Origin of the sequence: Leclercia sp. UBA5076 (genome assembly GCF_002416465.1) — a bacterium.
Taxonomy (GTDB): domain Bacteria; phylum Pseudomonadota; class Gammaproteobacteria; order Enterobacterales; family Enterobacteriaceae; genus Enterobacter.
Genome location: NZ_DIAO01000003.1, coordinates 41296 through 54481, shown reverse-complemented (window position 1 = coordinate 54481; position 13186 = coordinate 41296). Strand labels below are relative to the sequence as shown.

The 13186-nt window shown below is 58.8% G+C and carries 11 protein-coding genes; 7 read left to right on the top strand and 4 right to left on the bottom strand.

All coding sequences use genetic code 11. The features are described from left to right. Positions 1 to 36: 36 nt before the first annotated feature. From fhuA to fhuB, 4 genes are read left to right on the top strand one after another with little or no spacing between them, the layout of a single operon-like run. A complete protein-coding gene (gene fhuA / locus B3X29_RS01975; protein WP_103178319.1) occupies positions 37 to 2286 on the top strand; it encodes a ferrichrome porin FhuA in 2250 nt (749 codons plus the stop codon). Positions 2287 to 2340: 54 nt separating this feature from the next. After that, entirely contained in the window at positions 2341 to 3138 is a 798-nt protein-coding gene (gene fhuC / locus B3X29_RS01970) for a Fe3+-hydroxamate ABC transporter ATP-binding protein FhuC (protein WP_103823288.1), read from the top strand. A gap of 11 nt (positions 3139 to 3149) precedes the next feature. Beyond that, the gene (gene fhuD, locus B3X29_RS01965; protein WP_371816486.1) at positions 3150 to 4025 is read left to right on the top strand and encodes a Fe(3+)-hydroxamate ABC transporter substrate-binding protein FhuD; all 876 of its coding nucleotides are present in this window, start codon (positions 3150 to 3152) and stop codon (positions 4023 to 4025) included. Next, positions 4022 to 6004, top strand: a complete 1983-nt coding sequence (fhuB, locus tag B3X29_RS01960) for a Fe(3+)-hydroxamate ABC transporter permease FhuB (protein WP_159339970.1) — start codon at positions 4022 to 4024, stop codon at positions 6002 to 6004. Before fhuD ends, fhuB begins: the two co-directional genes overlap by 4 nt. 93 nt (positions 6005 to 6097) lie before the next feature. On the opposite strand, the gene hemL is transcribed toward fhuB, so the two are convergent. Continuing rightward, positions 6098 to 7378 (bottom strand): glutamate-1-semialdehyde 2,1-aminomutase, encoded by a 1281-nt coding sequence (gene hemL / locus B3X29_RS01955; RefSeq protein ID WP_159339969.1) that lies wholly within the window; start codon positions 7376 to 7378, stop codon positions 6098 to 6100. A 177-nt stretch (positions 7379 to 7555) separates the two neighbouring features. Here hemL and clcA point away from each other — a divergent pair, with 177 nt between their 5' ends. Both clcA and erpA read left to right on the top strand, forming a co-directional pair. Then, positions 7556 to 8932, top strand: a complete 1377-nt coding sequence (gene clcA, locus B3X29_RS01950) for a H(+)/Cl(-) exchange transporter ClcA (RefSeq protein WP_159339968.1) — start codon at positions 7556 to 7558, stop codon at positions 8930 to 8932. Positions 8933 to 9011: 79 nt separating this feature from the next. Further along, a complete protein-coding gene (gene erpA, locus B3X29_RS01945; RefSeq protein WP_039030319.1) occupies positions 9012 to 9356 on the top strand; it encodes an iron-sulfur cluster insertion protein ErpA in 345 nt (114 codons plus the stop codon). Positions 9357 to 9396: 40 nt separating this feature from the next. Here the strand turns inward: erpA and B3X29_RS01940 are convergent, their stop codons facing one another. From B3X29_RS01940 to mtnN, 3 genes are read right to left on the bottom strand one after another with little or no spacing between them, the layout of a single operon-like run. Beyond that, positions 9397 to 10020 (bottom strand): TRIC cation channel family protein, encoded by a 624-nt coding sequence (locus B3X29_RS01940; protein WP_103178325.1) that lies wholly within the window; start codon positions 10018 to 10020, stop codon positions 9397 to 9399. A gap of 16 nt (positions 10021 to 10036) precedes the next feature. Continuing rightward, positions 10037 to 10837, bottom strand: coding sequence for a vitamin B12 ABC transporter substrate-binding protein BtuF (gene btuF, locus B3X29_RS01935; RefSeq protein ID WP_103178326.1), 801 nt, complete (start codon positions 10835 to 10837; stop codon positions 10037 to 10039). Then, positions 10830 to 11528 (bottom strand): 5'-methylthioadenosine/S-adenosylhomocysteine nucleosidase, encoded by a 699-nt coding sequence (gene mtnN / locus B3X29_RS01930; RefSeq protein WP_148568694.1) that lies wholly within the window; start codon positions 11526 to 11528, stop codon positions 10830 to 10832. The genes btuF and mtnN overlap by 8 nt, the downstream gene beginning before the upstream one ends. 82 nt (positions 11529 to 11610) lie before the next feature. Here mtnN and dgt point away from each other — a divergent pair, with 82 nt between their 5' ends. Continuing rightward, positions 11611 to 13125 carry a dGTPase gene (gene dgt, locus B3X29_RS01925; protein WP_290503302.1) on the top strand — a complete coding sequence of 505 codons (1515 nt, stop codon included), beginning with the start codon at positions 11611 to 11613 and terminating at the stop codon, positions 13123 to 13125. The last annotated feature ends 61 nt before the right edge of the window (positions 13126 to 13186 follow it).

Here is a 13186-nt window from a genome sequence, read left to right as displayed (position 1 = left end):
TACGTTATCATTCACGCTTTCATCAGAGATATACCAATGGCGCTTTCAAAAACTGCTCAGCCAATGCAATCTTCACTGCGTAAAATCGCAGTTGTTGTAGCCACAGCGGTTAGCGGCATGTCTGCTTACGCTCACGCTGCCGAAACCCCTAAAAAAGAAGAAACCATCACCGTCACCGCAGCGCCTGCTCCGCAGGAGAGCGCCTGGGGACCGGCGGCGACCATTGCGGCACGCCAGTCCGCTACCGGCACCAAGACGGATACCTCCATTGAGAAGGTGCCGCAGTCGATTTCCGTTGTGACCGCGGAAGAGATGGCGCTGCACCAGCCGCGCTCGGTGAAAGAAGCACTGAGCTATACGCCAGGGGTGGCAGTCGGTACGCGTGGCGCGTCCAATACTTACGATTACCTGATTATTCGTGGCTTTGCTGCCGATGGCCAAAGCCAGAACAACTACCTCGACGGCATGAAGATGCAGGGCAACTTCTATAACGACGCGGTAATTGACCCTTATATGATCGAGCGCGCGGAAGTGATGCGCGGCCCGACCTCCGTTCTCTACGGCAAAAGCAGCCCGGGTGGTTTGCTGAATATGGTCAGCAAGCGTCCACTGACCGAGCCGCTGAAAGAGGTGCAGTTTAAGGTCGGGACGGATAGTCTGTTCCAGACCGGGTTTGACTTCAGCGATGCGCTGGACGACGACGGGGTTTACTCTTATCGCCTGACCGGTCTGGCGCGTTCTAACAACGCCCAGCAGGAGCGTGCGGAAGAGCAGCGTTACACCATTGCGCCATCCTTCTCCTGGCGTCCGTCTGATAAAACCAACTTCACCTTCCTCTCCTATTTCCAGAACGAACCGGAGACCGGTTACTACGGTTGGTTGCCGAAAGAGGGCACGGTTGATCCATTGCCAAACGGCGATCGCCTGCCGACCGACTTCAACGAAGGGGCGAAAAACAATACCTACTCCCGTAACCAGAAGATGGTCGGGTATAGCTTCGATCACGAATTCAACGACACCTTCACCGTGCGTCAGAACCTGCGTTTTGCCGAGAATAAAACCTCGCAGAACAGCGTCTATGGTTACGGCGTCTGCTCCGATGCGGCGAACAGTGGCAACGCCCTCTGTAACGCGTTATCACCTGCGGACAAAGGCCATTACCTGGCGCGTAAATATGTGGTTGACGACGAGAAGCTGCAAAACTTCACCGTTGATACCCAGCTGCAGAGCAAATTCGCCACCGGCGACGTTGACCATATCCTCCTGACCGGCGTTGACTATATGCGTATGCGTAACGATATCAACGCCTGGTTTGGCTATGACGCTTCCGTTCCGCTGCTGGATCTCTACAACCCGGTGTACAGCGATTTCGATTTCGACTCAAAAAACCCGGCGAACTCCGGTCCGTATCAGATCCTGAACAAGCAGCAGCAGACCGGTCTCTACGTGCAGGATCAGGCGCAGTGGAACAAGGTGCTGGTCACCCTGGGTGGCCGTTACGACTGGGCAGAGCAGGATTCGTTTAACCGCGTCGCGGGCACCACCGCATCACGTGATGACAACCAGTTCACCTGGCGCGGCGGGGTGAACTACCTGTTCGATAACGGCGTGACGCCATACTTCAGCTACAGCGAATCTTTCGAGCCCTCTTCCCAGACCGACGCGCAGGGTAAGCCGTTTGCGCCTTCTAAAGGCAAGCAGTACGAAGTGGGCGTGAAGTACGTGCCGAGCGATCGTCCGATCGTTCTGACCGGGGCCCTGTATCAACTGACCAAAACCAACAACCTGATGGCCGATCCTGCGGGCTCGTTCTTCTCGGTTGAAGGCGGCGAGATCCGCGCCCGCGGCGTGGAGATCGAAGCCAAAGCAGCGCTGTCTGCCAGCGTGAACGTGGTGGGGTCTTACACCTACACCGACGTGGAGTACACCACCGACACCAACTACAAAGGCAACACCCCGGCGCAGGTGCCTGAGCATATGGCTTCCCTGTGGGGGGATTACACCTTCTATGATGGCGCACTCTCTGGCCTGACCCTGGGCACCGGCGGTCGCTTCTCCAGCTCCAGCTATGGCGATCCGGCGAACTCCTTTAAGGTGGGCAGTTACGCAGTGATGGATGCGCTGGTGCGCTACGATCTGGCGCGCTTTGGCATGGCGGGCTCGAACGTGGCGCTGCACGTGAACAACCTGCTGGATCGTGAATACGTCGCCAGCTGCTTCAACACCTATGGCTGCTTCTGGGGAGCAGAACGCCAGGTTGTTGCGACTGCGACCTTCCGCTTCTAACCTTTAAATTTGGGCACGTTTTTCGTGCCCTTTTCTTTACTTAAGTTGGCTGACATGCAGGAAAACAACCCGCAATCCGATACCACTTTTGCACTCGATGGCGTCTCCTTTCGCGTTCCCGGACGCACGCTGCTGCATCCCCTTTCGCTGACCTTCCCCGCAGGCCAGGTGACCGGCCTTATCGGCCATAACGGCTCCGGCAAATCCACCTTACTGAAAATGCTCGGCCGCCATCAGCCGCCGTCTGAGGGCGATATCCTGCTGGATGGACAGCCGCTGGAGAGCTGGAACAGCAAGGCCTTTGCCCGCAAGGTGGCCTATCTGCCGCAGCAACTGCCGCAGGCGGAAGGGATGACCGTCCGCGAGCTGGTGGCGATTGGCCGTTATCCCTGGCATGGCGCGCTGGGGCGTTTTGGCGTGGCCGACCGCGAGAAAGTGGAAGAGGCGATTGCGCTGGTGGGGTTAAAACCGCTGGCCCATCGTCTGGTGGATAGCCTCTCCGGCGGCGAACGCCAGCGGGCCTGGATCGCCATGCTGGTGGCGCAGGATAGCCGTTGTTTACTGCTGGATGAGCCGACATCGGCCCTCGATATCGCCCATCAGGTGGATGTGCTGGCGCTGGTGCATCGCTTAAGCCAGCAGCGCGGGCTGACGGTGATTGCGGTGCTGCACGACATCAACATGGCGGCGCGTTACTGCGATTACCTGGTGGCGCTGCGCGGCGGGGAGATGATCGCCCAGGGCACGCCTGCCGAGCTGATGCGCAGCGAGACGCTGGAAAACATTTACGGCATTCCTATGGGTATTCTGCCGCATCCTGCGGGAGCGGCACCGGTGAGCTTTGTCTACTGATGCCTGATTTTATGATTAGCCGTCGCCGCCTGCTGACGGCCATGGCCCTCTCGCCGCTGCTGTGGAAAATGAACACGGCGCAGGCTGCCGCAATCGATCCGCAGCGCATTGTGGCCCTGGAGTGGCTCCCCGTTGAGCTGCTGCTGGCGCTCGGCGTGACCCCTTACGGCGTGGCCGATATTCCTAACTACACCCTGTGGGTGAACGAGCCCCGGCTGCCAGAGTCGGTTATCGACATCGGCCTGCGTACCGAGCCCAACCTCGAACTGCTCACCCAGATGAAACCCTCGTACCTGGTCTGGTCGGCCGGGTATGGCCCGTCAGAAGAGAAGCTGGCGCGCATTGCGCCGGGGCGGGGTTTTGCCTTTAGCGACGGGAAAAAGCCGCTGGCTAACGCCCGCAAATCGTTAACCGAGATGGCGCAGCTTCTGAATCTGGAGAGTGCGGCCCGCCAGCATCTCGACCATTTCGACAGCGTGATTGACAGTTTCAAACCGCGCTTCGCCGGTCGTGGAGATCGCCCGCTACTGATGGTGACGCTGCTCGATGCCCGTCATATGCTGGTGTTTGGCAATAACTGCCTGTTCCAGGAAGTGCTGGATCGCTATGGGATTAAAAACGCCTGGGAAGGGGAGATGACCTTCTGGGGGAGTACCGCCGTCGGCATCGACCGTCTGGCGGCGTTTAAGGATGTGGATGTGCTCTGCTTCGATCACGGCAATGAACGGGAAATGCAGACCCTAATGGCGACGCCGCTGTGGCAGGCGATGCCGTTTGTCCGCCAGCAGCGCGTGAAGCGCGTTCCCGCGGTGTGGTTCTACGGCGCGACGCTGTCGGCAATGCACTTTGCCCGCGTGCTGGATAGCGCCCTGGGAGGCCAGGCATGAGGTCACGGATTGCCCTTTTCCCGGCGCTGTTTATGGCGCTGCTGCTGGCCGTTGCGCTGGGCTTAACCTGGTGGAACCTGAGCATTGCGCTGCCGCGGAGCGAGTGGGGCAGCGCGCTGGCCGCCCCGGATATCGACAATATTCAACAGATGCTGTTCCACTACAGCCTGCTGCCGCGGCTGGCGATCTCGCTGCTGGTGGGGGCCGGGCTTGGGCTGGTGGGCGTACTGTTCCAGCAGGTGCTGCGTAACCCGCTCGCCGAGCCAACCACTCTGGGGGTGGCAACCGGTGCCCAGCTGGGGATGACCATCATCACCCTGTGGGCGCTACCGGGCGTACTGGCGGCGCAGTTCGCCGCGCTGGTGGGCGCTTGCGTCGTCGGGGCGATTGTCTTTGGCGTGGCCTGGGGTAAACGCCTCTCGCCGGTCACCCTGATCCTGGCAGGCCTGGTGGTGAGCCTTTACTGCGGCGCGGTTAACCAACTGCTGGTGATTTTCCATCACGACCAGCTGCAAAGCATGTTCCTCTGGAGCACCGGGACGCTGACGCAAACCGACTGGAGCATCGTCCAGCGCCTGTGGCCGCAGCTGCTCGCCGGCGTGGTGCTGACTCTGCTGCTGCTGCGCCCGCTTACCCTGATGGGTCTTGATGATGGCGTGGCGCGTAACCTCGGGCTGGCGCTCTCCCTGGCGCGTCTGGCAGCGCTGACGCTGGCGATTGTTATCAGTGCTCTGCTGGTGAATGCTGTGGGCATCATCGGCTTTATCGGCCTGTTCGCGCCGCTGCTGGCGAAAATGCTGGGGGCGCGGCGCTTGCTCTCCCGACTGATACTGGCCCCGCTGATTGGGGCGCTGATCCTCTGGCTCTCTGACCAGGTGATCCTCTGGCTTACCCGGGTGTGGATGGAGGTCTCCACCGGTTCTGTAACCGCCCTGATCGGCGCGCCGCTGCTGCTGTGGCTGCTGCCGCGTCTGCGCAGCATGAGCGCCCCGGCGATGAACGCGGGCGATAAAGTGCAGGCCGAGCGCCACCACGTGGTGTGGTTTGCCCTGGCAGGCGGCGCGGTACTGCTGCTGGCGGTGATAGCGGCGATGGCGTTTGGCCGGGATGCGCAGGGATGGCACTGGGCGAGCGGAGCGATGCTTGACGAACTGTTGCCGTGGCGCGCGCCGCGTATTTTTGCCGCCCTGATGGCCGGGGTGATGCTAGCGGTGGCGGGTTGCATTATTCAGCGTCTTACCGGTAACCCGATGGCGAGCCCGGAAGTGCTGGGGATCAGCTCCGGTGCGGCGTTCGGCGTGGTGCTGATGCTCTTCTTTGTACCGGGTAATGCCTTCGGCTGGCTGATGCCTGCGGGTAGCCTTGGTGCCGCAGCGACGCTGCTGATTATCCTGGTCTCTGCCGGGCGCGGCGGCTTCTCGCCGCACCGGATGCTGCTGGCGGGGATGGCGCTGAGCACCGCCTTCACCATGCTGCTGATGATGCTGCAGGCCAGCGGCGATCCGCGTATGGCGCAGATCCTGACCTGGATTTCCGGCTCAACCTATAATGCGACAACCGAACAGGTTATGAGCACCGGGATAGCAATGCTCCTCCTGCTGGCGCTGGTGCCGCTCTGCCGTCGCTGGCTGACGGTGCTGCCGCTGGGTGGCGACACGGCCCGTTCGGTGGGCATGGCGTTGAACCGCTCGCGAATCGGCCTGCTGCTGCTGGCGGCAGCGCTGACGGCGACGGCGACCCTGACGATTGGCCCGCTGAGTTTTATCGGGCTGATGGCGCCGCACATCGCGCGGATGATGGGCTTCCGTCGGACGATGCCGCACATTGTGATGTCGGCGTTAATCGGAGGGATACTGCTGGTGTTCGCCGACTGGTGCGGCCGGATGGTGCTGTTCCCGTATCAGATCCCGGCGGGGCTGCTCTCCACCTTTATCGGTGCGCCGTACTTTATCTATCTGCTGAGGAAGCAGAGCAGGTAAAAAATGCCGGGTGGCGGCTTCGCCTTACCCGGCCTACGGTTCGAGGGTTTTGTAGGCCGGGTAAGCGTTAGCGCCACCCGGCAAACAACATCATCAGAGCTTCGCAAACACCCGGCGCGCCGCCTCGATGGTTTTGTTGATGTCCTCTTCGCTGTGCGCAACCGACATAAAGCCCGCCTCAAACGCCGACGGCGCCAGGTAAACGCCCTCGTCCAGCATCAGATGGAAGAAGCGCTTGAAGCGCTCAACGTCGCACTGCACCACATCCTGATAGCAGGTGACGGTTTTAGCCGTGGTGAAGAAGAGGCCGAACATGCCGCCCACGTGGTTTACCACCAGCGGAATACCCACATCTTCCGCCGCGTCCAGCAGACCGTTTGCCAGTTGGGTAGTGCGATCGGTCAGGGTGGTGTGGATCCCCGGCTGGGCCACTTCGGTCAGACAGGCGAAACCGGCGGCCATGGCAATTGGGTTACCGGAGAGGGTGCCCGCCTGGTAGACCGGACCGGTTGGGGCCAGCGCATCCATCACCTCTTTGCGACCGCCGAAGGCGCCCACCGGCATGCCGCCGCCGATGATTTTGCCCAGACAGGTGAGATCCGGCACCACGTCGTAATAAGACTGGGCGCCCGCCAGCGCCACGCGGAAGCCGGTCATCACTTCGTCGATAATCAGCAGCGCGCCGAACTCATCGCACAGCGCACGCAGGCCCTGCAGGAAGCCCGGCTGCGGTGGAATGCAGTTCATGTTGCCCGCCACCGGCTCAACGATGATGCAGGCGATCTCCTGCGGATACTGCTCAAAGGCGGCACGCACCGAATCGAGATCGTTATAGGTACAGGTCAGGGTGTGCTTCGCGAAATCCGCCGGCACGCCCGGAGAGTTCGGCTGGCCGAGGGTCAGGGCGCCGGAACCGGCTTTCACCAGCAGACAGTCGGCATGACCGTGGTAGCAGCCTTCAAATTTGATAATTTTGTCACGGCCGGTAAAACCACGGGCCAGACGGATGGCGCTCATGGTCGCTTCGGTACCGGAGTTCACCATGCGCACCATATCCATGGTCGGGACCAGTTCAGTCACCAGCTCCGCCATTTTGACTTCCATCTCGGTTGGCGCGCCGAAACTCAAACCGCGCTCCGCCGCTTCGATGACCGCGTTACGGATAGCCGGGTGGTTATGTCCCAGTACCATCGGGCCCCATGAGCCGACATAGTCGATATAGGCTTTGCCATCCACATCATACAGATAGGCGCCATCGGCACGTTCAATAAACAGCGGTGTACCGCCCACGCCGGTAAAGGCACGGACCGGGGAGTTAACACCGCCAGGGATTAGCTCGCGGGCAGCGCTGTAAAGCGTTTCAGACTTACTCATGGCGTGATTCCTGGCTCGTATAAAATGGTTAAGCGCACTATTCTAAGTGATTCGTGGAAGGTTATGAAATTTTTACCCTGGTAATGCATTAACAATTGTTAAGCAATTTTCAGGAGACGGCTGGACGGTCTCTGGTAAAATCCCTGCGGCGATTTGTATGACGAAAACTAACAGGCAATGAAATCAGATTCCCCCTCATTTGAAGAACAACAATTTGCGCGTGCGCAACATCGTATCAGCATCCGTCGGCTGCTCAACCGCGACAAGACGCCACTGGCAATTTTGCTGGGCGCAGCCGTTGTCGGCACGCTGGCAGGGCTGGTGGGCGTCGCGTTTGAAAGGGCCGTTAATGGCGTGCTGAACTGGCGTATTGGCACCGTTGCGGGTTATGCCGATCGTGAAGGGGTAGTCTGGATCCTGGCGTTCGGCTTATCTGCCCTGCTTGCGATGGTCGGTTATTTTCTGGTGCGTAAATTAGCCCCGGAAGCGGGCGGCTCGGGGATCCCTGAGATAGAAGGGGCGCTCGAAGAGCTGCGTCCGGTCCGCTGGTGGCGTGTACTGCCCGTTAAGTTTATCGGCGGAATGGGGACGCTTGGAGCGGGGATGGTGCTCGGACGGGAAGGGCCGACCGTACAGCTGGGCGGTAATGTTGGCCGTATGGTCAGCGATCTGTTCAGGATGCGCAGCGCTGAAGCACGCCATACGTTGCTGGCAACCGGTGCCGCCGCGGGGCTTTCCGCTGCGTTTAATGCCCCGCTGGCGGGGATCCTCTTTATCATTGAAGAGATGCGCGCCCAGTTTCGCTATAACCTGATCTCGATTAAAGCGGTCTTTACCGGCGTGATTATGTCGAGCATTGTCTTTCGGCTTTTCAATGGCGAAGGGGCGGTCATTGAGGTCGGTAAGTTGACCAACGCCCCGGTCAATACGCTCTGGCTTTATCTGATCCTCGGCATGATTTTTGGCATTGTTGGCCCGCTGTTTAATGCCCTTATTATTCGCGCTCAGGATATGTTCCAGCGGATCCACGGCGGCAATACAACCCGATGGGTGCTGGTGGGTGGCCTGCTGGGGGGCGTGTGCGGAGTGCTGGGCTTTATCGAACCCAACGCGGCTGGGGGTGGCTTTGGGCTGATCCCTATTGCGGCTGCGGGTAACTTCAGCATTGGCCTGCTGCTGTTTATGTTTATCTCGCGGGTCATCACCACCGTACTCTGCTTCTCTTCCGGCGCCCCTGGCGGCATTTTTGCCCCGATGCTGGCGTTGGGTACGTTGCTGGGTACGGCCTTTGGCATGGCTGCCGCCGCAGGCTTCCCGGCGTATCATCTTGAGGCCGGTACCTTTGCCATCGCCGGAATGGGGGCGCTGCTGGCGGCATCGTTGCGCGCGCCGCTGACCGGCATTGTGCTGGTGCTGGAGATGACCGATAATTACCAGCTCATTTTGCCAATGATCATTACCTGCCTGGGGGCCACACTATTAGCCCAGTTCCTCGGCGGACAACCGCTATACTCCACCATTCTTGCCCGTACCCTGGCGAAGCAGAATACTTGAATGAATTACCAGGGTATTAGATAATGACAACAAGAATTGGGTGATTTTTACCCACTAGCAGTATTCATGGGAGCATAAGATGAGTGATGACGTAGCGCTGCCGTTGCAGTTTACCGAAGCAGCAGCCAAAAAAGTAAAAGACCTGATTTCCGATGAAGACAACCCGGAGCTGAAATTGCGTGTATACATTACTGGCGGCGGCTGCAGCGGCTTCCAGTATGGCTTCACCTTTGACGATCAGGTTAACGATGGCGACATGACCATTGAGAAGCAGGGCGTCGCGCTGGTCGTAGACCCGATGAGCCTGCAGTATCTGGTCGGTGGTTCTGTTGACTACACCGAAGGTCTGGAAGGTTCACGCTTTGTGGTAACCAACCCGAACGCAACCAGCACCTGCGGGTGTGGTTCTTCGTTCAGCATCTGACGGTAATGCCCGGTGGCGCTTCGCTTACCGGGCCTACTCGCTATCTTCCATTATCATCCAGCGCAAAGGTTGGCAGCTTCAGATGCCAGCGGATTGCCGCCAGTCTGATTGCCAGCGTTACCACCATCCCCAGCATCGCTGCCTGTTCCAGCGGAACATGAAAGGTATACCAGGCCGTGGCGTGAACGATCCCGCCCAGAATACAGGCCGTAGCGTAGATTTCCGTTCGCAGGATCATCGGCACTTCGCGCGCCAGAATATCGCGGATAATCCCGCCGCCCACGCCGGTCACCACCCCCATACAGATCGCCACCATCGGGCCGGTGCCAGCCATAAAGGCTTTGTTTACGCCAATCCCGACGAACACCGCGAGGCCCACCGCATCCAGCACCGGCAGCAGCCATTTCGGCAGGCGACGCGGCTGGCGGACGAGAATGATGGTTAACATACAGGTGACCATGGCGACCACCAGGTCGGTGGGATCCTTGACCCAGAATACCGGGCCATGATCCAGCGCCATGTCGCGGATCGTTCCCCCGCCGACGGCCGTGACCACGCCCAACACCAGCACGCCAAACGGATCCATACGTAACTTACCGGCCAGCAGAACGCCGGAAATCGCAAAAACGGCTGTGCCAAGAATATCCAGCCAGTAAACGAGCATCGTAATCCTCGAGAAATTAGTGGCTCTGCGACAGCGCAGAGCAGAGTTGTTTTGCGGCGAGGATAATACGCGGGCTCGCGCGCTCAAACCAGTCACTGTTCAGCGGAATCACGGGTATTTTTAGCTGACCTTGCCAGTACTGTTCTATTTTAGGAATATCGCCCGCCGAACCGCCCACCACAATCGCCTGAGGCTGGCGCGCCAGTACCTGCTCACGGCTCACCTGGGGCCAGGGAACCCGGCTGGCCGCGAAGATATTTTCTCCGCCACACAGCTCAACAACCTGATGTTGCAGAGAGCCCTGGCTGGTGGTGAACAGCGGCTGTTGACCGAACTGAATGAATACCCGCTTTTTCGGCAGTGCGCCGTAGGTGGCCTTTAGGGCGGCAAAATCAGCCATCATCTGCTGCGCGGCCTGTTGCGCCTGCCCCGGTGTCGGGCTCCAGCGGGCAAGATCGCGCAGGGCCCGGGCAATCTGCTCTATGCGGGTGGCATCGATCCACTGCACTTTTATGCCGAGCGAGGTGAGCTGGTTTACCTGACGCTCGGCATTGCCGCCGCGCCAGGCCAGCACCAGATCGGGCTTCAGCGCGACGATGCGTTCAACATTTATGCCTTGCCAGGTGGCGACCTGTTCAATGTTAGCGGCTTCGGGAGGATAGTCGGAATAACTGCTGACCCCGACGGGGGTGATCCCGGCGGCAAACGCCAGTTCGGTATTGGCAGGGGAGAGGGTAATTACACGCGGCGCGGCCAGAAGCCACGCCGGTGTCAGCAGAAGCAGCGCAAGCAGCGCCCTTTTGAGCGGCTTAGCCACGCGCCAGTTTCTGCACCAGCGTCTCAACCATCAGGCTGGACTGTTTGGCAGCAACTACGAGGAACTCGTCGAAGCTCAGGTGGGACTGCTGATCGGCAACGTCGGAGATGGCGCGAACCACGACAAACGGCACGCTGAAGTTATGGCAAACGTGCGCGATGGCGGTCGCTTCCATTTCCACGGCGATCGCCTGCGGGAAGTTGTGACGGATTTTCGCCAGGTTCACGGAGCCGTTGATAAAGGCGTCGCCGCTGACAATCAGGCCGCGCACGGCGTTAAGGTTCAGCTCTGCGATGCAACTTTCCGCAGCGGCAACCAGTTTTTCATCGGCCTTAAAGCCTGCCGGGCAGCCCGGAAGCTGGCCATACTCGTAACCAAAGGCGGTCACATCGGCGTCGTGGTAGCGCGCTTCGTCAGAGACCACGATATCGCCCACTTTCAGGGTTGATGCAAGACCGCCCGCAGAGCCGGTGTTAATAATCACGTCTGGCTTGCAGCGCTCCAGCAGCAGGGTGGCGCCCAGCGCGGCGGAAACTTTACCGATACCCGATTTCAGCAGAGCTACTTCAGTTCCGTTCAGCGTGCCAGTGTAAATTTCGCAACCGCCCAGAGAGAGGGTCTGACGGTTCTCAATTTTGTCACGCAGCAGCGTAACTTCTTCTTCCATTGCTCCAATAATACCGATTTTCATAGATTTACTCGCGATGTGCCTTGTTAAGATGCATAGTCTATCATGCGGTTAAGGGGAAACGCATTCTCACGCGGGGGAGCACATGGCACCAATCGATTTTCGCACCAAAATTAACTGGCAGCGTCGCTACCGCTCTCCGCAGGGGAACAAGAGCGAACACGAGATCCTGCGGATCTTTGAAAGCGACCGCGGGCGCATCATTAACTCTCCGGCGATCCGTCGGTTACAGCAAAAAACGCAGGTCTTCCCGCTCGAACGCAACGCCGCCGTGCGTACCCGGCTCACCCACTCGCTGGAGGTTCAGCAGGTGGGGCGCTACATCGCCAAAGAGATCCTGAGCCACCTCAAAGAGCAGCGCCTGCTGGCAACCTACGGCCTGGACGAGCTGACGGGGCCGTTCGAAAGCATCGTTGAGATGGCGTGCCTGATGCACGATATCGGTAATCCCCCCTTTGGTCATTTTGGCGAAGCGGCGATCAATGACTGGTTCCGCCAGCGTCTGTACCCTGCCGATGCGGCAAGCCAGCCGCTGAGCGACGATCGCTGCGTGGTGCAGGATTTGCGGCTGCGTGAAGGCGAAGAGGCGCTGAACGCGCTTCGTCGCAAGGTGCGCCAGGATTTGTGTCACTTTGAGGGGAATGCACAGGGCATCCGGATGGTGCACTCCCTGATGCGCATGAACCTCACCTGGGCACAGGTGGGATGCATTCTGAAATATACTCGCCCCGCCTGGTGGCAGGGCGATCCCCCCGCGACGCACAATTATTTGATGAAAAAGCCGGGCTATTATTTCTCTGAAGAGGCGTATATAGAGCGGCTGCGTCAGGAGCTCTCTCTTCCGCAGTATGGTCGTTTTCCATTAACCTGGATTATGGAAGCGGCAGACGATATCTCCTATTGCGTTGCCGATCTGGAAGATGCCGTCGAAAAAAGAATATTCAGTGTCGAGGGGCTTTATCAGCATCTTTATGATGCCTGGGGTAACCATGAAAAAGGTTCATTGTTTTCGCAGGTTGTCGAAAACGCGTGGGAGAAATCACGTTCGAACACCCTCAGCCGCAGCACCGAAGATCAGTTCTTTATGTATTTACGCGTCAATACCCTTAATAAACTGGTGCCCTATGCGGCTGAGCGTTTTATAGACAATATTGAACAGATCTACCGCGGGGAATTTAACCATGCGCTGCTTGAGGATGACAGTGGATTCAGTCAACTCCTTGAGCTCTATAAGAATGTGGCGATGCGGCACGTGTTCAGCCATCCGGATGTCGAGCAGCTGGAATTACAGGGCTATCGCGTGATAACCGGCCTGCTGGAGATCTATCGCCCGCTGCTGCAATTATCGGTGGACGACTTTAGTGAGCTGGTTGAAAAGGAACGGGTACGCCGTTTTCCGATTGAAACCCGGCTATTTCATAAACTTTCGACGCGCCTTCGGCTGGCATATGTGGAATCTATCGGTAAATTAAATCGCCAGCAGGCAGACTGGCCGGTGCTGGAGTTTTATTATCGCTGCCGGCTGATTCAGGACTATATCAGCGGAATGACGGACTTGTATGCATGGGATGAATACCGCAAGTTGATGGCGGTGGAATAAAGGGGAGTTTTGTAAAGACGGACAATAAATTTTTACTTTTTCCAGAAACTTAATACCGGAA